The sequence below is a fragment of the Mycobacterium sp. NPDC050551 genome (genome assembly GCF_040674075.1).
In the GTDB taxonomy this organism is placed as follows: Bacteria; Actinomycetota; Actinomycetes; order Mycobacteriales; family Mycobacteriaceae; genus Mycobacterium.
This window is the reverse complement of the sequence record NZ_JBFARC010000004.1, coordinates 513,095-535,371: the sequence shown is the minus strand read 5'-3', so window position 1 is coordinate 535,371 and position 22,277 is coordinate 513,095. Positions and strand designations below refer to the sequence as shown.

Annotated in this window: 20 protein-coding genes; 7 read left to right on the top strand and 13 right to left on the bottom strand. The window is 70.4% G+C overall.

What is annotated here, in order from left to right; all coding sequences use genetic code 11:
- Positions 1-2 precede the first annotated feature (2 nt).
- Both treY and treZ read left to right on the top strand, forming a co-directional pair.
- A complete protein-coding gene (gene treY, locus AB0K11_RS19075; RefSeq protein WP_364979980.1) occupies positions 3-2,306 on the top strand; it encodes a malto-oligosyltrehalose synthase in 2,304 nt (767 codons plus the stop codon).
- Positions 2,299-4,023 carry a malto-oligosyltrehalose trehalohydrolase gene (gene treZ, locus AB0K11_RS19070; RefSeq protein ID WP_364979977.1) on the top strand — a complete coding sequence of 575 codons (1,725 nt, stop codon included), beginning with the start codon at positions 2,299-2,301 and terminating at the stop codon, positions 4,021-4,023. The genes treY and treZ overlap by 8 nt, the downstream gene beginning before the upstream one ends.
- A 4-nt stretch (positions 4,024-4,027) precedes the next feature.
- Here treZ and ilvA read toward each other — a convergent pair whose 3' ends face one another.
- A complete protein-coding gene (gene ilvA / locus AB0K11_RS19065; protein ID WP_364979974.1) occupies positions 4,028-5,305 on the bottom strand; it encodes a threonine ammonia-lyase IlvA in 1,278 nt (425 codons plus the stop codon).
- A 57-nt stretch (positions 5,306-5,362) separates the two neighbouring features.
- On the bottom strand, positions 5,363-5,800 hold the full coding sequence (locus AB0K11_RS19060; RefSeq protein WP_364979971.1) for a nitroreductase family deazaflavin-dependent oxidoreductase: 438 nt from the start codon (positions 5,798-5,800) through the stop codon (positions 5,363-5,365).
- An 88-nt stretch (positions 5,801-5,888) separates the two neighbouring features.
- On the opposite strand from AB0K11_RS19060, the gene AB0K11_RS19055 reads away from it, so the two are divergent.
- A complete protein-coding gene (locus AB0K11_RS19055; protein ID WP_364979968.1) occupies positions 5,889-6,119 on the top strand; it encodes a hypothetical protein in 231 nt (76 codons plus the stop codon).
- 1 nt (position 6,120) lies between these two features.
- On the opposite strand, the gene AB0K11_RS19050 is transcribed toward AB0K11_RS19055, so the two are convergent.
- Together AB0K11_RS19050 and AB0K11_RS19045 are read right to left on the bottom strand one after the other, a co-directional pair.
- The gene (locus AB0K11_RS19050) at positions 6,121-6,543 is read right to left on the bottom strand and encodes an SRPBCC family protein (protein ID WP_364979965.1); all 423 of its coding nucleotides are present in this window, start codon (positions 6,541-6,543) and stop codon (positions 6,121-6,123) included.
- A gap of 25 nt (positions 6,544-6,568) precedes the next feature.
- Positions 6,569-6,964, bottom strand: coding sequence for a MerR family transcriptional regulator (locus AB0K11_RS19045; protein WP_364979963.1), 396 nt, complete (start codon positions 6,962-6,964; stop codon positions 6,569-6,571).
- A 55-nt stretch (positions 6,965-7,019) separates the two neighbouring features.
- Between AB0K11_RS19045 and AB0K11_RS19040 the strand changes: the two genes are divergently transcribed.
- Positions 7,020-7,457, top strand: a complete 438-nt coding sequence (locus AB0K11_RS19040) for a PPOX class F420-dependent oxidoreductase (protein ID WP_364979961.1) — start codon at positions 7,020-7,022, stop codon at positions 7,455-7,457.
- Here the strand turns inward: AB0K11_RS19040 and dnaE are convergent.
- The 7 genes from dnaE to lspA form a co-directional block, all read right to left on the bottom strand.
- A complete protein-coding gene (gene dnaE, locus AB0K11_RS19035; RefSeq protein WP_364979958.1) occupies positions 7,454-10,999 on the bottom strand; it encodes a DNA polymerase III subunit alpha in 3,546 nt (1,181 codons plus the stop codon). The two genes, AB0K11_RS19040 and dnaE, sit on opposite strands and share 4 nt — an antisense overlap.
- 64 nt (positions 11,000-11,063) lie before the next feature.
- Positions 11,064-11,720, bottom strand: a complete 657-nt coding sequence (locus AB0K11_RS19030) for a TetR/AcrR family transcriptional regulator (protein WP_364979955.1) — start codon at positions 11,718-11,720, stop codon at positions 11,064-11,066.
- Between the two features lie 62 nt (positions 11,721-11,782).
- A complete protein-coding gene (locus AB0K11_RS19025) occupies positions 11,783-13,057 on the bottom strand; it encodes a DUF6596 domain-containing protein (protein ID WP_364979952.1) in 1,275 nt (424 codons plus the stop codon).
- The gene (locus AB0K11_RS19020) at positions 12,990-13,370 is read right to left on the bottom strand and encodes a YciI family protein (protein ID WP_364979949.1); all 381 of its coding nucleotides are present in this window, start codon (positions 13,368-13,370) and stop codon (positions 12,990-12,992) included. Before AB0K11_RS19020 ends, AB0K11_RS19025 begins: the two co-directional genes overlap by 68 nt.
- 40 nt (positions 13,371-13,410) lie before the next feature.
- A complete protein-coding gene (rarD, locus tag AB0K11_RS19015; protein ID WP_364979946.1) occupies positions 13,411-14,340 on the bottom strand; it encodes an EamA family transporter RarD in 930 nt (309 codons plus the stop codon).
- Positions 14,337-15,266 (bottom strand): RluA family pseudouridine synthase, encoded by a 930-nt coding sequence (locus AB0K11_RS19010; RefSeq protein ID WP_364979943.1) that lies wholly within the window; start codon positions 15,264-15,266, stop codon positions 14,337-14,339. Before AB0K11_RS19010 ends, rarD begins: the two co-directional genes overlap by 4 nt.
- Positions 15,266-15,892: a signal peptidase II gene (gene lspA / locus AB0K11_RS19005; protein ID WP_364979940.1), complete on the bottom strand. Its 627-nt coding sequence runs from the start codon at positions 15,890-15,892 to the stop codon at positions 15,266-15,268. The genes AB0K11_RS19010 and lspA overlap by 1 nt, the downstream gene beginning before the upstream one ends.
- 43 nt (positions 15,893-15,935) lie before the next feature.
- Between lspA and AB0K11_RS19000 the strand changes: the two genes are divergently transcribed.
- Both AB0K11_RS19000 and AB0K11_RS18995 read left to right on the top strand, forming a co-directional pair.
- Positions 15,936-16,886: an asparaginase gene (locus AB0K11_RS19000; protein WP_364979937.1), complete on the top strand. Its 951-nt coding sequence runs from the start codon at positions 15,936-15,938 to the stop codon at positions 16,884-16,886.
- Positions 16,887-16,898: 12 nt separating this feature from the next.
- The gene (locus AB0K11_RS18995; RefSeq protein ID WP_364979934.1) at positions 16,899-17,363 is read left to right on the top strand and encodes a hypothetical protein; all 465 of its coding nucleotides are present in this window, start codon (positions 16,899-16,901) and stop codon (positions 17,361-17,363) included.
- On the opposite strand, the gene AB0K11_RS18990 is transcribed toward AB0K11_RS18995, so the two are convergent.
- Positions 17,345-18,721 carry a DNA polymerase IV gene (locus AB0K11_RS18990; RefSeq protein ID WP_364979931.1) on the bottom strand — a complete coding sequence of 459 codons (1,377 nt, stop codon included), beginning with the start codon at positions 18,719-18,721 and terminating at the stop codon, positions 17,345-17,347. The genes AB0K11_RS18995 and AB0K11_RS18990 overlap by 19 nt on opposite strands.
- Before the next feature lie 33 nt (positions 18,722-18,754).
- Between AB0K11_RS18990 and AB0K11_RS18985 the strand changes: the two genes are divergently transcribed.
- Positions 18,755-18,967, top strand: coding sequence for an RNA-binding S4 domain-containing protein (locus AB0K11_RS18985; RefSeq protein WP_364979928.1), 213 nt, complete (start codon positions 18,755-18,757; stop codon positions 18,965-18,967).
- A 10-nt stretch (positions 18,968-18,977) separates the two neighbouring features.
- Here AB0K11_RS18985 and ileS read toward each other — a convergent pair whose 3' ends face one another.
- The gene (gene ileS, locus AB0K11_RS18980; RefSeq protein ID WP_364979925.1) at positions 18,978-22,124 is read right to left on the bottom strand and encodes an isoleucine--tRNA ligase; all 3,147 of its coding nucleotides are present in this window, start codon (positions 22,122-22,124) and stop codon (positions 18,978-18,980) included.
- Positions 22,125-22,277: the final 153 nt, after the last annotated feature.

Genomic DNA, 22,277 nt, shown 5'->3' with positions numbered 1-22,277 from the left:
CGATGGATCGTGTGCTCTCGACGTACCGACTGCAGATGCGCGGCGACTGCTTCACCTTCGCCGACGCCGAGAACGTGCTCGACTACCTCGACGCGCTGGGTGTCTCGCACCTGTACCTGTCGCCGATCCTGACCGCGACCGAGGGATCCACCCACGGCTACGACGTCACCGATCCCACCACCGTGTCCGAGGCACTCGGCGGCCCCGACGGGCTCGCGCGGCTGTCCGCCGCCGCCAGGGCACGCGGCATGGGCCTGGTCGTCGACATCGTGCCCAACCACGTCGGCGTCGACTCGCCCGCGCAGAACGCCTGGTGGTGGGACCTGCTCACCCATGGTCGCGAATCCCGCTACGCCACCTACTTCGACATCGACTGGGATCTCGATCCCGATCATCGGATCGTGTTGCCGGTGCTGGGTTCCGACGACGACGTCACCGATCTGACCATCGACCGCAGCGGTGTCGAACCGGTGCTGCGCCTCGGCGATCTGGCCTACCCGATCGCGCCGGGCACCGCAGGCGACGACGCCACCGGCGCACAGGTGCACGACCGCCAGCACTACCGCCTGATCGGCTGGCGCAACGGCATCTGCGGGTACCGCCGGTTCTTCTCCATCACCTCGCTGGCGGGGCTGCGCCAGGAGGACCGTGCGGTGTTCGAGGCGACGCACGCCGAGGTGGGCCGATGGGTCGCCGACGGTCTCGTCGACGGTGTGCGCATCGACCATCCCGACGGCCTGTCGGACCCCGCCGGCTACCTCGCATGGCTGCGGGACCTGCTCGGGGACGACGCCTGGATCGTGATCGAGAAGATCCTCGCTGTCGACGAACCGCTCGACCTGAGCCTGCCCGTCGCCGGCACCACGGGATACGACGCGCTGCGCGAGGTGGGCGGGGTGTTCCTCGATCCGGCCGGCGAGGCGCCGCTGACCGACCTCTACGAATCCACCGGCGTCGACTACGCGTCGATGCCCGCGGAGGCGCGCCGGCTCAAGGCGCAGGCGGTCACCGACACGCTGGGCAGCGAACTGGCCCGGCTGCACCGGACCGTCACCGGTGCGACGGGCGTCGACCACCCGCAGCTGCGGACCGCGATCGCCGCCCTGCTGAGCCACGTCGGGGTGTACCGGTCGGACTACCCGTCACTGTCCCTGGTGCTGCCCGTCGCCATCGAAGACACCCTGGCTGAACGCCCGGATCTCGCGGAGCCACTGGCGATTCTGAGCGCGGCGGTGACGGCGAATCGCGAGACGTCGGTGCGGCTGCAGCAGCTGTGCGGCGCCTCCACGGCGAAGTCGATGGAGGACTGCCTGTTCTACCGGGACGCCCGGCTGGTTGCGCTCAACGAGGTGGGCAACGAGCCCGAGAAGTTCGGGGTCAGCACCGCGGAGTTCCATCAGCGCGCCGACGGCAGGGCCCGGCTGTGGCCTTCGGCGATGACCGCGCTCACCACGCACGACACCAAGCGCGGTGAGGACGTCCGGGCGCGGATCGGGGTGCTCTCGCAGGTGCCCGCACTGTGGGCGCAGTACGTCGAGGCCTGGTTGGAGCGCACCTCTCCGCCCGATTCCGCAACCGGAATGTTCCTGCTGCAGAACATCTTCGGCGTCTGGCCCACCGACGGAACGGTCACCCCGGAGCTGCGGGAGCGGCTGCACGGCTACGCCGAGAAGGCCATCCGCGAGGCCGCGCTGAAGACCACCTGGAACGACCCGGACGAGACGTTCGAATCGGCGGTGCACCGGTGGCTGGACACCGTGCTCGACGGACCTGTCGGCGCCGAGCTGACCCGGTTGCTCGAACAGCTCGACCGGCATGCCCGCAGCGACAGCCTCGGCCAGAAGCTGGTGGCGCTCACCGCGCCCGGCGTGCCCGACGTCTATCAGGGGACCGAACTGTGGGAGGACAGCCTGGTGGATCCGGACAACCGACGACCGGTCGACTACGCCGAACGGCGGGCGGCGCTGGAGGCGGCCACCCACCCCAAGATGCGGGTGGTGCGCGAGGCGCTGCACCTGCGCCGCGAGCGCCCCGAGGCGTTCCTCACCGGTGACTACCGGCCGGTGCTCGCAGGCGGTGCCGCCGCCGAGCACGTGCTGGCGTTCACCCGAGGCGCCGACGTGCTCACCGCGGTGACCCGACACAGTGTCGGGCTGAGCGAATCCGGTTGGGGCGACACGACTCTGCCGTTACCGGCCGGTGAGTGGACCGATCGGATCGGAGGCGGCCGGTACAGCGGTTCAGTCTCGGTGGGTGAGCTCTTCGCCGAACTGCCGGTGGCGCTGCTGGAGCGCACGAATGGTTGAGTTCGCAGTCTGGGCGCCGCGACCCGAGCGGGTGCGTCTCGACGTGGACGGCACGCTGCACCCGATGGTCGCCTCCGGCGACGGCTGGTGGCGCGCCGACGTCGACGCCGGCGTCGACGCGCGGTACGGCTTCGTGCTCGACGACGATCCGAAGGTGCTGCCCGACCCGCGGTCTCCGCGCCAGCCCGAGGGCGTGCACGAACGCTCGCAACGCTGGCGGCCCGCGCCCGACGCGTGGACCGACTCCGACTGGGCGGGCAGGTCGATCGAGGGTGCGGTGATCTACGAGCTGCACGTCGGTACGTTCACGCCGGAGGGCACGTTCGACGCGGCCATCGACAAGTTGGACCATCTGGTCGATCTCGGAATCGACGTCGTGGAGCTGATGCCGGTCAACGCATTCGGCGGTAGCCACGGCTGGGGTTACGACGGCGTGCTCTGGTATGCCGTGCACGAACCCTACGGCGGTCCCGACGGCCTGATCCGGCTGATCGACGCGTGCCACCGTCGCGGTCTCGGTGTGCTGATCGACGCGGTGTTCAACCACCTTGGGCCGTCGGGCAACTACCTCCCCAAGTTCGGCCCCTACCTGTCCAGCGGCAGCAACCCGTGGGGCGAGTCGGTCAACATCGCCGACGCCGACGCCGACGAGGTGCGCCGCTACATCATCGACTGCGCCCTGCGGTGGATGCGCGACTTCCACGCCGACGGGCTGCGCCTGGACGCGGTGCACGCCCTGGTCGACACCACCGCGATCCACATCCTCGAGGAGCTGTCCGCCGAAACCGATGCACTGGCAGCCGAAGTCGGCCGCCCGCTGTCGCTGATCGCCGAGAGCGACAAGAACGACCCGCGGCTGATCACCCCGCGCGAGCAGGGCGGCCTGGGGATGACCGCACAGTGGGACGACGACATCCACCACGCCATCCACGCCGCGGTGTCCGGCGAGACACAGGGCTACTACGGCGATTTCGGCTCACTCGAGACGCTGGCGCAGACGCTGCGGAACGGATACTTCCACGCGGGCACGTACTCGTCGTTCCGGCATCGCAAGCACGGCAGACCGCTGGACGCGTCGTCGATCCCGGCGACCCGGCTCCTCGCGTACACGCTGACCCACGACCAGGTCGGCAACCGCGCCGTCGGCGACCGCCCGTCGCAGAACCTGGAACCGGGTCAGCTCGCGGTCAAGGCGGCGCTGGCGCTCGGATCGCCCTACACCGCCATGCTGTTCATGGGCGAGGAGTGGGCGTCTTCCTCACCGTTCCAGTTCTTCAGCTCCCATCCCGAACCGGAACTCGCGCGGGCCACCGCCGAGGGCCGCAAGGCCGAGTTCGCCGAACACGGCTGGGACGCCGACGAGATCCCTGACCCGCAGGACCCCGAGACGTTCCTGCGATCGAAGCTGAACTGGGACGAGGTGACCGACGGCGATCACGCCCGGATGCTGGCCGTCTACCGCGAGCTGATCGCGCTGCGGCACCGCGAACCCGATCTGGCCGATCCGTGGCTGGACCACCTACGGGTGGACTACGACGAGGAGCAGCGCTGGCTCGTCATGCACCGCGGCGCATTCGCCGTGGCCTGCAACCTCGGCGCCGACCCGGTGTCGGTGCCGGTCGCCGGCGAGGTCGTGCTGTCGTGGGACGAGCCGGCGGTCGAGGGCGAGGCGACCCGGCTGCCGGGGCACTCGTTCGCGGTGCTGCGCACCGCCTGAGCCCTCAGGTCAGATAGCGGTAGACCGGCGAACCCGGCTCCAGTGTCTCCACGTGCATGTCCGAGCTGCGCATGCGCACCAGCAGCCCGTCGAGGTCGGCGGCCGAACCGAGCTGGATGCCGACCAGCGCCTCGCCGGTCTCCCGGTTGTTGCGCTTGACGTACTCGAACAGCGTGATGTCGTCGCCCGGACCGAGCACATCGTCGAGGAAGCGCCGCAACGCGCCCGGCTCCTGCGGGAAGTCGACCAGGAAGTAATGCTTGAGCCCGAGGTGTACCAGTGAGCGTTCGAGGATCTCGTTGTAGCGGGAGACGTCGTTGTTGCCGCCCGAGATCAAGCACACCACCGTGGCGCCCGGCTCGACCGTCGTCTCCAGCAGCCCCGCCACCGCGAGTGCCCCGGCGGGCTCGGCGATGATGCCCTCGTTCTGATAGAGGTCCAGCATCGCGGTGCACACCGCGCCCTCGTCGACCGTGGTGAGCGACACCATGTCCCCCGCGGCGGTCAACGCGGCGAACGGCAGCGTGCCGGCGCGGTTCACGGCGGCGCCGTCGACGAACTGGTCGACGTGGTCGAGGGTGACCGGCTCACCTGCGGCCAGTGCCGCGATCATGGCGGCCGCACCCGCCGGCTCCACACCCAGCACCGCGGTGTTGGCGGTGCGTTCGGCCAGATAGGTGGTGATGCCGGAGATGCACCCGCCGCCACCGACCGGGACGATCACCAAGTCCGGCTCGACGTCGAGCTGGTCGAGGATCTCCGCGGCGATGGTGCCCTGTCCTGCCATCGTGCGCAGGTCGTCGTACGGCGGGATCAGCGTGGCGCCGGTGCGCGCCACGTCGTCGAGGGCTGCCGCCGCGGCCAGGTCGTAGGTGGCGCCGACCGCGATCAGGTCGATGAACTCGCGGCCGTGGTAGCGGATGCGGTCACGCTTCTGCTTGGGCGTCTTGGTCGGCACGTACACCCGGCCCCTGATCCCCATCGACCGGCAGGCCAGCGCGAACCCCTGGGCGTGGTTGCCCGCCGAGGAGCAGACCACGCCAGCGGCCAGCTCGTCGTCGGTCAGCTGCGTCAGCAAGTTGTAGGCGCCGCGCAGCTTGTAGGACCGGACGGCCTGCAGGTCCTCGCGCTTGAGGTACACCGTCGCACCGGTGGCCTCCGACAGCCGTTCGGACAGGTGCAGGGGGCTACGCACCACGATGTCGGCGATCCGCTGGGCGGCCTCGTCGATGTCGGCCGCGGTCAACGGCGACGTGACGGGCTGGCTCAGGTCGGCGGACACCGCTCAATGGTGCCATCCGCCCGTCCCACGGGTACAGGCGGTTTTGCCGTGCCCGGTCTACTCGGCCGGGGTCAGCACGAACACCGGGATCTCCCGGTCGGTCTTCTCCTGGTACTCCGCGTACTCGGGCCAGGCCTCGACGGCCCGCTCCCACCACTGCGCCTTCTCGTCGCCGAACACCTCGCGGGCGTCGTAGTCCCGGGTGGCCGGGCCGTCCTGCAGTTCGACGCGCGGGTTCTTCTTGATGTTGTGGTACCAGACGGGATGCTTCGGCGCGCCGCCGAGCGACGCCACCACCGCGTACTCCCCGTTGCTCTCCACCCGCATCAGCGGGGTCTTGCGGAGCTTGCCGGTCTTGGCGCCGACGGTGGTCAGCAGGATGACGGGGCGGCCCTTGAGCTCGGTGCCCTCGGTTCCCCCGGAGGCCACGTACTGCTCGGCGTTCTCACGTGCCCAGTCCGACGAGCTCGGTTCGTATTCTCCGGTCAGCGGCATGAAACCAGCTTAGGCGGGTACAGAAACCCGGTCCCCGTATTGAGAGTTTCGGCTGGCCGAAACCATGGTTGAGAGGTACCCTCGAACTATGACCACCGCAGGCCACTTCCGCTCCACGGTCTCCCGTGCGACGTGTGACGTGAGTGTCGCCGGTGTGCCGTGGCCGGCCTACAAGGTGATCGCGCTGATGCTCGGGGCCCTGGTGACCGTGATCGTCGGTCTCGCCGCCATGAGCGCCGCGCCCGCGGTGCTTGCCGGCGCCGCGGCCGCCACCGTCGCCTGGCTCGGCCTCGGCGTCTTCTGCACCGACCGCCAGTAGCTCAGCGCTCCAGCAGCCTGCGCAGTTGCTGCAGGTCCGCGGTCACCGCTGCGACGTCGGCCTCGAACTCCTCGTCGGTCATCCCGGCGCGCTGCCGCACGGTGAACACGACCTCGCAGCGCGGCACACCGGCGCCCGCGGGCAGGACGCGCAACGCGTTGTACACCGCCTCTCCGGACGGCATCCGCACCACGTGGTCGATGACCCCGAACTCGTTCACCGGCGCGAACTCGACGGTCACCTGCCCCATCGGCGAGTCGGCCACCCAACCCTCGCCGCTTCGCCGCAGTTCACCCTCGGCCAGCCCGGCCGCCCAGCGCGGCATCTGCTGCGGGTCGGACGCGAACGCGTACACCACATCCGGCGGCGCCTCGATCCATACCCCGATGTGACGGGAGGTCGGTGTGGTCGTCTCGTCGGTCACCACTCCATGGTGACGCAGGTGGGTGTCATCCGGCAGGCGCGCCGACCGCGTGCACCCCGCACGTGCAGTCGTCGATCGAGGGACAGGTGCAGGCCATCCCCCACTCGACGATCTCCCTCGCCCGGCGCAACTCGTCGATCCTGGCGTCGATCTCGACGAGCTTCGCCCGCGCCAGCGCCCGGCTGACCGGCCGCCCCGGTGCATCGTCGGCGAACAGCACCACGATGTCGTCGAGTGCGAAACCCGCCGACTTGCACAACCGGATCACCTCGAGCCGGGCCAGGATCGCGTCGCCGTAACGGCGCTGCCCTCCCACCCGGGCCGCGGGCGCCAGCAGCCCGATCTGCTCGTAGTACCGCAGCGTGGTCGCCGCGATCCCCGCGCGGCGGGCCACCTCGCCGATCGTCAGGCTCGCTGTCATCCGTTTCGTCCTCACCCTTGACTTGGAGTCAACTCTAAGTGCTGGACTCAATGTCATGCAGACCCTCGACGACCTCCGCAGTTCCCGTTACGCGCTGCTGCGCAGCTACCGCCGCGACGGCATCCCCGTCGACACCCCGATCTGGTTCGCGTTCGACGGCTCCACCCTGGTGTTCCGCACGAAGATCGGCCCGAAGACCCGGCGACTGACCCGCGACCCACGCGTGCAGCTGCAGGTGTACGACCACCGCGGCCGGGTCGGCCACGACGGCACGACCGCCGACGGGCGGGCGTCGATCCTGGACGGTGCCGCAGCGGACGCGGCCAACGAGCTGCTGCGCCGCCGCTACGGCTGGCAGTACAACGTCGTCCCGCTGCTGAAGATCCCGGGCGTGCGCAACGTGCACAGCAACCTGCCGTGGCGCGAGAAGCTCCGGCGGGCCCGCGACCGCGGCCTGTGGAACGACAGCGCGATCGTCCGGATCGACCTCTAGCCGCCCAGGCAGCCCGGACCGAGCAGCGCCTTGAGGTCACCCATCAACGCCGGCGACGGCGTGACCCGCAAGGCCTGATCGAGTTCGAGCGTGGTGATGCGCTCACCGCTGATCAACCGCAGATGCACCTGGGACACCCCCGGATGGTTGGCCAGCACCGCCTTGAGCGCGCTCACCTTGTCCACGGTGCACTGGCGCGTCGGCAGGCTCACCGCGAGCGGGCGGTTCACCTGCGCGCTCGAGAAGTCCGGCACCACCAGTTCATGGGCGATCAGCGCGATCCGGTCATCCCGGGCGGCGACCTTCGCCTTCACCAGCACCACCACGTCGTCGGCGATCTCGGCGCCGAACAACGAGTAGGTCTGCGGGAAGAACAGCACCTCGATGCCACCGGTGAGGTCCTCCAATTGGGCCGAGGCCCAAGGCAACCCGTTCTTGTTCACCCGCCGGTTCACCGAGGCGAGGATGCCGCCCACCAGCACCTGCGCGTCGTTGGCGACGTCGCCGTCGAGGATCGCCGGGATCTGGGTGTCGACCTGGTTGGCCAGCAGGTGCGCCACCCCGTTGAGCGGATGCCCGGACACGTACAGCCCCAGCATCTCCCGTTCCAGGGCGAGCTTGTGCTTGTCCTCCCACTCCTCGTCGGGCACCTTGATGGTGAACACCGCATCGGTGGCGGTGTCGGCCCCGCCGAACAGGTCGAACTGACCCATCGCCTCGGCCTTCTTGGTGCCCAGCACCGAGTCCACCGCGTCGGTGTGCACCAGGAACAGGCCCTTGCGCGGATGACCGAGCGAATCGAAGGCGCCCGCCTTGATCAGCGACTCCGTCACCTTCTTGTTGCACGCCGAGATGTCGATCTTGTTCAGGTAGTCCGAGAAGTCGGTGTACTTGCCCTTCTCGGCGCGGGTGTTCACCAGCGACGCCACCACGTTCGCGCCGACGTTGCGCACCGCGCCGAGCCCGAACCGGATGTCGGTGCCCACCGAGGCGAAGTTCTGCACCGACTCGTTGACATCCGGTGGCAGCACGGTGATCCCGAGCTTGCGGCAGTCGGCCAGGTAGACCGCCGCCTTGTCCTTGTCGTCACCGACGGAGGTGAGCAGACCGGCCATGTACTCGGCCGGGAAGTTGGCCTTGAGGTACGCCGTCCAATAGGAGACCAGACCGTACCCGGCGGCGTGGGACTTGTTGAACGCGTAGTCGGCGAACGGCAGCACGGTGTCCCACAGCGCCTTGACGGCCGCCGCCGAGAACCCGTTGGCCTTCATGCCCTCGGAGAAGCCCTCGAACTCCTTCTCCAGCACCTCGCGCTTCTTCTTGCCCATCGCCTTGCGCAGGATGTCGGCTCGTGCGAGCGAGTAGCCGGCCACCTTCTGCGCGATGCGCATGATCTGTTCCTGGTAGACGATCAGGCCGTAGGTCTCGGCGAGGATCTCGCGCAGCGGTTCCTCGAGCTCGGGATGGATCGGCTTGATGGCCTGGCGGTTGTTCTTGCGGTCGGCGTAGTCGTTGTGGGCGTTCATGCCCATCGGCCCGGGCCGGTACAGCGCGATGACCGCGACGACGTCCTCGAACCCCGTCGGCTGCATCCGCCGCAGCAGGTCACGCATCGGGCCACCGTCGAGCTGGAACACCCCGAGTGTCTCACCGCGGCCCAGCAATTCGAAGGTCGCCGGGTCGTCGAGGGGCACCGCGTCCAGGTCGAGGTCGATGCCCCGGTTGGCGCTGATGTTCTCCAGGCAGTCGCCGATGATCGTCAGGTTGCGCAGGCCCAGGAAGTCCATCTTCAGCAGGCCGATGGCCTCACATGACGGATAGTCCCAGCCGGTGATCACCGCGCCGTCCTGCGGTCGCCGCCACAGCGGGATCGCGTCGACCAGCGGCTCGGAGCTCATGATCACCGCGCAGGCGTGTACGCCGGCGTTGCGGACGAGGCCCTCCAGCCCTCGGGCGGTCTCGTAGATGGTCCGCACGTCGGGATCGGTGTCGATCAGCCCGCGGACCTCGGTGGCCTCCTTGTACCGGTCGTGGGCCGGGTCGGTGATGCCCGAGAGCGGGATGTCCTTGGCCATGATCGGCGGCGGCAGCGCCTTGGTGATCCGGTCGGCGATCGCGAACCCCGGCTGACCGTAGTGCACCCGCGCCGAATCCTTCAGCGCCGCTTTGGTTTTGATGGTGCCGAAGGTGATGACCTGGGCCACCCGGTCGCTACCCCACTTGTTGGCGGCATAGCGCAGCATCTCACCGCGACGGCGGTCGTCGAAGTCGATGTCGATGTCGGGCATCGAGACCCGCTCGGGGTTGAGGAACCGCTCGAACAGCAGCCCGTACGGGATCGGGTCGATGTTCGTGATGCCCATCGCGTAGGCCACCAGCGAGCCCGCCGCCGATCCGCGCCCCGGGCCCACCCGGATGTCCACCGAGCGGGCGTAGTTGATCAGGTCGGCGACGATGAGGAAGTACGACGGGTAACCCTTGTCGCAGATCACGGTGATCTCGAAGTCGGCGCGGTCGACGTATTCCTGCGGCACCGTGCCGCCCGAGAAGCGGCGCGCCAGACCGGCGCTCACCTCGTGCCGCAGCCAGCTCTCCTGCGAATGACCCTCCGGCACCGGGAACACCGGCATCCGGTCGCGCGGCTGCCACACGTCGGCGTAGGACTGCACGCGCTCGGCGATCAGCAACGTCGAGTCGCACGCACCGGGGACCTGCTGGTCCCACAGCGCGCGCATCTCCGACGCCGATTTCAGGTAGTAGCCGTCACCGTCGAACTTGAAGCGGGTGGGGTCCGACAGCGTCTTGCCGGTCTGGATGCACAGCAACGCCTCGTGGTTCTGGGACGCGTCCCGGGTGACGTAGTGGCAGTCGTTGGTGGCCAGCGGCGGGATCGAGAGCTTGCGGCCCACCTCCAGCAGCCCCTCGCGGACCCGGCGCTCGATGTCGAGGCCGTGGTCCATCAGCTCGAGGAAGAAGTTCTCCGGCCCGAAGATCTCCCGCCACTTCGCCGCCGCCTCCAGCGCCTCGCGCTCGTGTCCGAGCCGCAGCCGCGTCTGCACCTCGCCGGACGGACAGCCGGTGGTGGCGATGATGCCCTCGGCGTGCTCGGCGATGATCTCGGCGTCCATCCGGGACCACTTGCCGAGCTGCCCCTCGAACGACGCCAGTGACGACAGCTTGAACAGGTTCCGCAAGCCGGTGGCGTTCTCGGCCACCATCGTCATGTGGGTGTAGGAGCCGCTGCCCGACACGTCGTCGCTCTTCTGGCTCGGGTCTCCCCAGAGCACCCGCTTGGTGTCGAAACGCGAGGCCGGGGCGATGTAGGCCTCGACCCCGATGATCGGCGTGATCCCGACATCGGTGGCGGCGTTGTAGAACTCGCTGGCGCCGAACATGTTGCCGTGGTCGGTCATCCCGAGCGCGGGCATCTCGAGCCGTTGCGCCTCGGCGAGCATCGGCTTGACCTTCGCTGCACCGTCGAGCATCGAGTATTCGGTGTGGTTATGCAGGTGCACGAAAGACCGTGAATCAGAACCGCTCATAGGGTGGCCAGTCTATGACCGACCTCCGACACCGCTCGGCGTGTCGCGATGCGTGTCTTCGGCCTCAACCCGGGCGGTCGCCTGCGCCCTCGGTGGACAGTCCGCCGGCGAACAGCCGGACCAGCTGCCGGGTCACCGGCTCCATGTCGTCGGGACGTGCGACGAAGCTCGCGTAGCAGCCGAGCCCCCACATCACGACGTGCAGCATCGACACGATCGCGGCGGTGTCGGCGTCGGCCCGGATCTCGCCGTGCGCGACGCCGTCCTCCACCACCCTGGTGAGGAACTGCCGCACCGGGGACGGCGCGCTGAACGGCAGCAGCTCGGGGTTGCGCTGCGGCTCCAGCCGCGCCGAGATGGTGAACGCGATGGTCGACCGGTCGCGCTGCTCGGCCTCCTGCAGCGCGACGAAGAAGGTGGCCAGCCGGTCGAGCAACGCGTCGTGGGCCAGCGAACGCTCGATCGCCGACGTCAGCATCGATTTCGCCTCTTCCATCACCGCGCGGTACAGATCCTCGCGGGTGGCGAAGTAGTAGTGCAGGGTCGGCCTGCTCAGTCCGGTGTGCTTCGAGATCGCCTGGAACGTCATCGCCGGATAGCCCCGCTGGTTGATCACCTCACGCGCGGCACGCACGATGCGGCGGCGGGTCTGGGCGGAGTCCGCGCCGACGGGGCGACCACGCCCACGCGCAGCCGGCACGCTGCGACCCCCTCGCTGCACGAGCAAACCGTATGACATCGGTGTTGATCATGGCAACGGCCTGCGGTCCCGGCATCCGGTCATCACAGCTGCCGCCGCAGATGGGCGGCCACGCCGGCGTCGCCGGTCAGCTCGATGGCGCGCCGGTAGGCGGCCGCCGCCTCGTCGGTCCGGCCCGCCTCGGCGAGCAGGTGACCACGGGTCGTCCACGCCGGCTGGAAGCGGACGACCGCCGGGTCGGTGATCGCGTCGAGCAGCCGCAGACCCGCGGCCGGACCGTCGATCCGCGCTTCCACGGCCGCGGTCGCCACCGCCGCGCCGAGTGACGGCGCAACGCGCATGAGTGCCCGGTGCAGACGGCGCAGCGCCTCGAGGTCGACGGGCCCGTGCCTGCGTGCGCAGTGTGCGGACTGGATCGCCGCCTCGTACTGGAAGCGCCCGGGCCTCGCCCTGGCGTGCGCGCGCCGCAGCAGGTCCTCTCCGCGCGCGATGAGCCTGGCGTCCCACCGTGCGGTGTCCTGCTCGTCGAGCGGGACGAACGCCCCGTCGGGGCCGCGCCTGGCCGAGCGGCGGGCCTCTGCGAGGCAGATCAGGGCCAGCAGGCCGAGCACCTCCGGTTCGTCGGGCATCAGTTCGGCCAGCACGTCGGCCAGGTGCAGCGCGTCGGCGGCCGGCGTCTGCGACGCGTCGCCGGCCGGACAGTCGATGGCGGGCCAGTCGATGGAGTAGGCCCCGTAGACCGCCTCCAGCACGGCGGGCAGGCGAACCGCCAGTTCGGCGGGATCGGGGACGACGAACGGGATCCCGGCATCCCGGATGCGCTTCTTCGCCCGCACCAGCCGTTGCGCCATCGTCGCCGGCTCCACGGCGAACGCCGCGGCGATGTCGGCGGCCCGCACGCCGAGCACCGTCTGCAGCATCAGCGGCGTGCGGACGTCGGCTGCGATCGCGGGATGTGCGCACACCAGCATGAGCTCGAGGCGGCGGTCCGGGATCGCGACCGGCTCGTCGGCCTCCGCCGCCCGCTCGTCGGTCCCGGTGAGCGGCCGGGTGCTCCGATGGGCCGCGGACTTCCAGGTGTCGCGCAGCCGGTTTCGCGCCACGGTGAGCACCCAGCCCTCCGGATTGGCCGGGACGCCGTCGTCCGGCCAGCGCCGCAGGGCGCGCTCGAAGGCGTCGGCCAGCGCGTCCTCCGCCGCGGCGATGTCGCGGCTCGGCGCGGCCAGCACCGCGAGCAGCCGGCCGTACGACTCGCGGGTGAGCCGGGCGAGCTGCGCGGCGGGCGCGTTCTCACTCAGGGCGGTACCAGCCGCGGCCGCTGGCGTAGGTGACGGCCACCGGACGGATCTCGACCGCACCGAACTGCGCGGCGGGATTGCGCTGCGCCCACCCGATCGCCGCGTCGAGGTCGGGCACGTCGATGACGAAGATGCCGCCCAGCCGCTCCCTGGTGTCGGCGAACGGACCGTCCTGGATGTCGACGGCGCCGGTGCGCGCCGTCACCGTGGTGGTGGCCGCCGCGGACTCCAGCACCTGCGTGCCGACGAGCACGCCTGCGGCATCGAGGTCGTCGGCGTAGCGGGCGAAGGCGGCCCGGCCCTCGGCCAGCGCCTCCTCGGGCACGCCGGCCTCCGCGCCCTCCTGGTAGTGGGTGATCAGGCAGTACTGCATGGCTCCTCCTCCGTCGCGGTGTGCACCGCGTCGTGCGGTGTCACCGTGATGACGATCCGGACGTCGCCGGATCGACAGGTGAAGCCTCGCCGTCCGGTTTCCTGCGCAGTGCGTCGAACGTCATCACCGCCAGCGCCGTCCAGATCAACGCGAAACCGACCCACCGGGCCACCGGCATCGGTTCGTGTCCGATCAGCACGCCCCACACCATCTGCAGTCCGGGGTTGAGGTAGAACAGCAGCCCCATCGTCACGAGCGGCAGCCGCTGCGCCGCCGCGGCGAACAGCAGCAGCGGGACGGCCGTGATGGGCCCCGAGAGCACCATCAGCACCGAGTGCGCGGTGCCCTCGTGCGGGAAGTGTCCCTGCCCCAGCACCGCCAGCACGACGAGATAGCCGCCCGCCACCGGCAGCGAGATGAAGTTCTCGACGGCCACGCTGACCCGAGGGTCGGCCACCACCACCTTCTTCACGACGCCGTACACCGCGAACGACACCGCGAGGACGCCCGCGATGTAGGGCGGGGTGCCCACGCCCACCGTCAACACCACCACCGCCACCGCGGCGAGCACCAGCGCGACGAGCTGCCACCTCCCGATGCGCTCGCGGAACACCAGCACGCCGAGCGCCACCGTGACCAGCGGATTGACGAAGTACCCGAGCGCCGCATCGACGACGTGACCGTTGGTCGCGGCGTAGATGTAGACCCCCCAGTTCAGGGCGATCAGCACCGATGCGGCCGCAAGCAGCAGCCAGGTGCGCGCACTGAGCCTGCGCAGATCGCCGAACCGGCGGACCACCAGCAGCACCAGCGCCATGCACACAGCACTCCACACGATGCGGTGGGCCAGCACCTCGACCGATCCGGCGGGCAGCAGCAGCGGGAAGTAGCCGGGGCACAGGCCCCACCACGTGAAGGCACCGACGCCGAACAGTGTGCCCGTGCGCCTGGTGCGGGCGTCGCCGGTCACAGCGCGTGATCGCGCAGCACGTCGAGGGCGTGCCGCAGATCCGCGGGATACGGGCTGGTGATCTCGACCCGCCGGCCGTCCGCGGGATGCACGAACGCCAGCGACCGCGCGTGCAGCCACTGCCGTTCCAGCCCGAGGCGGCGGGCCAGCGTGGGATCGGCGCCGTAGGTCAGGTCACCGCAGCACGGGTGGTGCAGCGCGGCGAAGTGCACCCGGATCTGATGCGTGCGCCCGGTTTCCAGCTCGATGTCGAGCAGGCTGGCGGCCTGGAACGCCTCGACGGTGTCGTAGTGCGTGATGCTGTGCCGCCCGCCCTCGGTCACCGCGAACTTCCAGTCGTGCCCGCGGTGCCTGCCGATGGGCGCGTCGATGGTTCCGCTGCTGGGGTCCGGGTGACCCTGCACCAGTGCGTGGTAGCGCTTGTGCACGGTGCGTTCCTTGAACGCCCGCTTGAGCACGGTGTAGGCCCGTTCGGACAGCGCAACGACCATCACCCCGGAGGTGCCGACGTCGAGCCGGTGCACGATGCCCTGGCGTTCGTGGATGCCCGAGGTGCTGATCCGGAATCCCGCCGCGGCCAGCCCGCCGAGCACCGTGGGGCCGTGCCAGCCGACGGTGGCGTGCGCCGCCACCCCTGGCGGCTTGTCGACCGCCACGATGTCGTCGTCGGAGTACAGGATGTCCATGCCCTCGATGTCGACCGGGGTGTTCTCCACCGGCGCCGGCGCCTCGGGCAGCCGGACCTCCAGCCACGCCCCCGCGGTGAGCCTGTCGGACTTGCCCGCCGGGGCGCCGTCGAGATCGACCCCGCCGTCCTCGGCGAGCGCCGCCGCGGCGGTCCGCGACAGCCCGAGCAGGCGCGACAGACCGGCGTCCACCCGCATACCGCTCAGCCCCTCGGGGACCGGCATGGATCTGGTGGCCACTACGCGTTGTCGACGGTCGGGTCGGCGGGACGGTCGGCCGGCGTCCCGGTGGCCGTTTCCGACGTGCGGCGGGTCGGGCTGTCGAAGTCGAAGCCGAACAGCGACAGCGCCACCAGCAGGATCGCGCCGCCCACCACCGACGGGTCGGCGACGTTGAAGACGGGGAACCAGCCCACCGAGAAGAAGTCGACGACGTGACCGCGCAGCGGCCCGGGCGAACGGAAGAAGCGGTCGACGAGGTTGCCCGTCGCGCCGCCGAGGATCATGCCGAGGCCGAGCGCCCACCACGGTGACACCAGCCGCCTGCCCATCCAGATGATGCCGATCACCACGCCCGTGGCGACCAGGGTGAGCGCCCAGGTGTAGCCGGTGGCCATCGAGAACGCGGCGCCGGAGTTGCGCACCAGCGTCCACGTCACGGTGTCACCGATGATCGAGACCGGCTGACCCGGTGTGAGCAGCTTGACGGCCAGCACCTTGGTGACGATGTCGCAGATCAGCACCACCGCGGCCACGCTCACCAGCAGCCGCACCCGGCGCCGCGGCGGCGCCTCGTCAGGCGCCGCGGCGCCGCCTGCAGCGGCTCCGGTCGCCCGTTCGAGGGGGCCCGGTGTTTCGTCAGTCACCGGACCATCATCCCAAACCGGCGGATGGGGAAGAATTCCGCACGTGAGCCTCGTCGTGATCACCACCGGTGGAACCATCGCTACCAGCGTCGACGACGCCGGTGTCCGCCGACCGACCCGCAGCGGTGCCGACCTGCTGGGCGGCCTCGGCACCGCCGATGGCCCGGACGTGCGCTGGGTCGACGCGCTCTCGCTGGACAGCTCCGAGCTGACCCCGGCGGACTGGGACACCATCCGGTCGGCGGTCGGCGACGCCGTCGGCGCCGGTGCCGGTGCCTCCGGGATCGTCGTCACCCACGGCACCGACACCATGGAGGAGACGGCGCTGTGGCTCGAGATCACCTATGACGGAACGGTTCCCGTGGTGCTGACCGGTGCGCAGCGCAGTGCCGACGCGCCCGACGCCGACGGTCCGGCCAACCTCCGCGATGCGCTGGCCGTGGCGGCCCACCCGGATGCCCGCGACCTCGGGGTGGTGCTGAGCTTCGCGGGCGCGGTGTGGCAGCCGCTCGGCCTGCAGAAGGTGGCGACCGGCGACCTGCGGGGATTCGCCGGGCGGGCGGTGGGTGCGGTCACCGGCGGCGAGTTCGTCCGCACCGCGGAGAAAACCAGGCCGTATCTGGGTGCGGTGACGGGCGCAGGCGCCCCACGGGTCGACATCGTCGCGGTGTATCCCGGCAGCGACGGAGTGGCGATGGCGGCGTGCGCACACGCGGGTGCGCAGGCGATCGTGCTCGAGGCGCTCGGCGCAGGGAACGCAGGCCGGGCGGTGGTCGACGAGGTGCGGCGGCTCTGCGCGGCCGGGCTGACCGTGGCGGTGTCCACCCGGGTGCCGGGCGGGCGGGTCAGCCCCGGCTACGGGCCCGGCCGTGCGCTGGTCGACGCGGGCGCGGTGCCGGTGGCGCGGGTGCGCCCGTCGCAGGCGCGCGTCCTGGTGATGGCCGCGCTGGCCGCCGGTTCACCGGTTGCCGACGTCCTCGACCGCTGGGGATGACACGCTGGTGCCATGAGGTGGCGTGGTTTCGGGGCCGCATCGGGTCTGGTCGTGCTGGCCGCAGCGCTGGCGCCGGCGTCGCACGCCCAGCCGCCGCCCGGCGTCGCTGAGACGGCCACCTATCCCCTGGCCCAGGGCCGTTACACCTCGCCCACCGACTTCTACTGGGTGTTCTTCAGGACACCGGACGGCCGGTCCTGCGGAATCGGCCCGAACGGCGGCCCGGTCGGCTGCGACGCAGTGCCCGTCGACGCCCCTGAGGGCATGAACCAGACAGTGGTCAACAGCTGGGGCCCGGCCGAGTATCGCCACTCGGACGCCGCGACGTTCACCCGCGACGTCGACGTGCTCCCCGAGGGCCACCGGCTGGAGAACTGGGGTGCCGGCTGCGCGGTCGGCCACCAGGGCACGGTCACGTGCACGACCTACGGGCAGCACGGATTCATCCTGTCGGCCGTCTACAGCGAGTTCTGGTAGGCCGCCAACCCGTCGATGTAGTCCGGCCAGTCGAGGCTGTCCACCGGATTGGCGCGCACCACCTCCGGCGCCGGGTCGGGGAAGGTGCGGGCGATACCGGGCCCGGTGCTGCGGGTCTCGAAGCGCACCGTCATGACGCCGTGCCCGGCGCCCTGGATCCAGCCGTGCCCGTGTTCGGGGTGTGCCACGTCGTCCCCGACCCGCCAGGCCGGCGCGGTCGACGCGGCGTCGCTCACCGACGGCGGCACCGGTACCGCGGCCACCGGTGCGCCGCCGTCGTCGGCGACGAGGTCGAGATCGGGGAACAGCGACTCCTGGCGCACCTCGGTCAGACCCGAGAACGCCACGCCGACAAGGCGTATCGGCCCGATCTCCACCGGGTCGAGCAGCAACCGGCGTGCCATCGCGATCAGTGTCGCGGCGTCGGCCGTGGCATAGGGCAGGGTGGCCGAGCGGGTCAGCGTGCTCATGTCGGACTTCTTCAGCTTCACGGTGACCGTGCGCGCTCCCCGGCCGTCCTTCTCCAGCCGCCGGTGGGCGTGCTCGCCGATCGGTCCGGCGGCTTCCCGCAGCTGGTCCAGGGTGATGAGGTCGGCCGGGAAGGTCGATTCGGCGCTGATCTGCTTGGCCTCGGCGCGCTCGGCGACCGGCCGGTCGTCGATGCCCCGGGCCAGCCGGTGCAGCGCCGGGCCGACGGTGCCGCCGAGCACGTTGGCCACCTCGGCGTCCGACAGCGCCGCGAGCTGGCCGATGGTCCCGATGCCCAGGCGGTGCAGCCGCTCGTCGGCCACCGGTCCGATGCCCCACAGCCGCCGCACCGGCAGACCGTCGAGAAGCGAACGCTCCTCGTCCGGGCCGACCACCCGCACCCCGTCGGGCTTGGCCAGCTCGGAGGCGATCTTGGCGACCTGCTTGCCGGACCCCGCCCCCACCGAGGCGACCAGACCGGTCTCGTCGCGCACCCGTGCCCGCAGTGCCTCGCAATAGGCGCTCACCTCTGCGGTGGCAGCGCCGACGAGCTCGGCGGGCTCGGCGAAGGCCTCGTCGAAGGAGAGTTGCTCGAGCACGGGCACGACCGCGCGGACGACGTCGAACACCCGGCGGCTGGCGACGCCGTAGACCACCCCGCGCGGCGGCAGGACGACCGCGGGGGCACCGACGAGCCGGCGCGCCTGGTGCATCGGCATGGCCGAACGCGCGCCGTGCACACGGGCCTCGTAGCTGGCGCCGGCCACCACGCCCCGCCCGCCGAGCCCACCGACCAGCACCGGCCGGCCCTTCAGCGTCGGCCGGGTCAGCTGCTCGACCGACGCGAAGAACGCGTCCATGTCCAGGTGCAGGACCCACCGCGCGCCCACACCCGCCGATGCTAGGGCGCTAGCCTGACGTGCATGCACGAGGTGCCCATCGTCGACGAGTCGATCCGGCTCGGCCAGTTCCTGAAACTGGCCTCGCTGCTGGACTCCGGTTCGGATGCGAAGGCGGCGATCGCCGACGGGCTGGTGAGCGTCAACGGCGAGGTCGAGGTGCGTCGCGGCCGCCAGCTGCACCCCGGCGACACGGTGTCGATCGGCACCGAGTCCGCCCGCGTCGTCCGCGGCTGAGCGCCGCGGATCACGCCTTGGTGAGCGCGACCCGCACACCGTCGCCGATCTCGGCGCCGTCCACCACGTCGCCGAAGTCGAAGCTGGTGGCCAGGATCTCGCGCGCGATCAGCTCGCGGTGCGTGTGCGCCCACTCGGCCTGCCCGGCGGGCACCGACATCACCACCGAGACCCGGTCGGACACGTCGAGTCCGGTCGACTTGCGCAGCTCCTGGAGTTCGCGGATGCGGTCCTTGGCCCATCCCTCGGCCTCCAGTTCCGGGGTGACGGTGCCGTCGAGCACCACCAGCCCGGAGCCGTCGGCGAGCGCCGCGGTCCACTCCGCGTCGGCGGCCACCAGCCGGGAGCTGAATTCACCGGGCTGCAGCACCGCGGGTCCCGCCGTCAGCGTGCCGTCCGGATTCACCACGCCCTGACCGGCCTTCACCGCCTTGATCGCGGCCTGCACCTCTTTACCGATGCGGGGGCCGGCAACGCGCGCATTGACGGTCAACTCGAACCGCCCGTACGCGGCGATGTCGTCGCTCAACTGCACGGCCTTGACGTTCAGCTCGTCGGCGATCAGATCGGTGAACGGCACCAGCGCCGCCGGATCAGCAACGGCCACAGTCAGTTTCGGCAGCGGGAGCCGCACCCGCAGCTTGTTGGCCTTGCGCAGCGCCGACGCGGTCGAGCACACCTCGCGGACCTGGTCCATGGCGGCCACCAGGTCGGGGTCGCGCGGCAGATCGTCGGCCGACGGCCAGTCGGCGAGGTGCACCGACCGCCCGTCGGTCACCCCCCGCCAGATCACCTCGGTGATCAGCGGCAGCAGCGGCGCGGCCAGGCGGCCGGTGACCTCCAGCACGGTGTGCAGGGTGTCGATCGCGTCGGCGTCCTCCTCCCAGAACCGCGACCGGGAGCGCCGCACGTACCAGTTGGTCAGCGCCTCGGTGAACTGCCGCAGTTGGTCGCACGCGACCGAGATGTCGCAGGTGTCGAGCGATTGGGTGAGGTCGTCGCGCAGCTGCGCCAGCTTGGCCAGGATGTAGCGGTCCAGCACGTGCGGCGAGTCGGTGCGCCAGCTGCCCCGCTGGGGTGCGTAGAGCGCCAGGAACGTGTACGCGTTCCACAGCGGCAGCAGCACCTGCCGGACCCCTTCGCGGATGCCCTGTTCGGTGACGATCAGGTTGCCGCCCCGCAGGATCGGCGACGCCATCAGGAACCACCGCATCGCGTCGGAGCCGTCGCGGTCGAACACCTCGGTGACGTCGGGATAGTTGCGCAGCGACTTGCTCATCTTCTGCCCGTCGTTGCCGAGCACGATGCCGTGAGCCACACAGGTCTTGAACGCCGGGCGGTCGAACAGCGCGGTGGCCAGCACGTGCAGCGTGTAGAACCACCCGCGGGTCTGGCCGATGTACTCGACGATGAAGTCGCCCGGGAAGTGCGCATCGGCGCCGCCGTGTCCGTCGGCTCCGCTGACGCCGTCGAACCACTTCTGGTTCTCGAACGGATAGTGCACCTGCGCATACGGCATCGACCCCGAGTCGAACCACACGTCGAGCACGTCCTCGATGCGCCGCATCGTCGAGCGCCCGGTCGGGTCGTCGGGATTCGGCCGGGTCAGCGCGTCGATGTAGGGCCGGTGCAGGTTGTCCGGCCGCACCCCGAAGTCGCGTTCGAGCTCGTCGAGGCTGCCGTAGACGTCGACCCGCGGGTACGCCGGATCGTCCGACGTCCACACCGGGATCGGGGTGCCCCAGTAACGGTTCCGCGAGATCGACCAGTCCCGCGCGCCCTGCAGCCACTTGCCGAACTGACCGTCGCGGACGTGCTCGGGGTACCAGGTGATCTCCTGGTTGAGTTCCACCATCCGGTCCCGGAATGCGCTGACCTTGATGAACCACGACGACACGGCGCGGTAGATCAGCGGGTTGCGGCACCGCCAGCAGTGCGGATACGAGTGGTCGTAGGTCTCGTGCCGCAGCAGCACGGCGCCGTTGACGCCGGCGGAGCCGCTGCCGTTCTTGAGGTCCCGGATGATCTGCGGGTTGGCATCGAAGACGTGCTGTCCGGCGTAGTCGGGCACGGTGGCGTCGAAGCGGCCCTTCGCGTCGACCGGGGTGACGGCGACGATGCCGGCCGCCTGGCAGGTCGCCATGTCGTCCTCACCGTAGGCCGGGGCCATGTGGACGACGCCGGTGCCGTCGTCGGTGCTGACGAAGTCGCCCGGCAGCACCACGAAGGAGCCCGCGGCGTCGGCGAAGTACGGGAACGGCGGCAGGTAGCCGGTGCCGAGAAGGTCTCGCCCGGTGCAGGTTCCGAGGATCTCGGGCTCGTCGCCGAACTCGCGGGCGTAGGCGCCCAGCCGGGCCTCGGCCAGCACGAAACGCCGGCCGTCCGCGGACCGGATGTGCGCGTAGGTGACGTCGGGGTTCACCGCGACGGCCTGGTTGGACGGCAACGTCCACGGTGTCGTCGTCCAGACCAGCAGGTGGGCGTCGGCGAATTCGCCTCCGCTCAGCCGGAATCCGACCGTCAGCGCCGGGTCCTGCCTGCTCTGGTAGACGTCGTCGTCCATGCGCAGCTCGTGGCTGGACAGCGGGGTCTCGTCGTTCCAGCAGTACGGCAGGACGCGGTTGCCCTCGTAGGCGAGGCCCTTGTCCCACAGTTGTTTGAAGGCCCAGATCACCGACTCCATGAAGCCGATGTCGAGGGTCTTGTAGTCGTTGTCGAAGTCCACCCAGCGGGCCTGGCGGGTGACGTAGTCGCGCCACTCGTCGGTGTACTTGAGTACCGACGCCCGGCAGGCGTCGTTGAACTTCTCGATGCCCATCGCCTCGATCTGCGCCTTGTCGGTGATGCCGAGCTGGCGCTGCACCTCGAGCTCGGCGGGCAGACCGTGGGTGTCCCAGCCGAACCGGCGCTCGACCTGGTAGCCCTGCATCGTCCGGTACCGCGGCACGATGTCCTTGACGTATCCGGTCAGCAGGTGGCCGTAATGCGGGAGCCCGTTGGCGAACGGGGGGCCGTCGTAGAAGACGTATTCCGGGGCGCCGTCCCGCTGGGCGATGCTGGCCCGGAACGTGTCGTCGCGGTCCCAGTAGTCCAGGACGTCGGCTTCGAGCGCCGGGAAATTCGGCGCGCCACCGGCAGGCTTCGGATAGGCGGTCACTGCGTAGTCTCCTGTGCCACGTTCAGGCACGGGGACGACGTCGCGCTGGTGCGCGAGCGCCGCGGTACCACCCCGCTTGCGCGCCTCGCGGTGCGCCGCTCTTCGCTGGCTGTGACGGGCCAACCCGTCCGGTTCTACTTGGCCCCGCGCGTG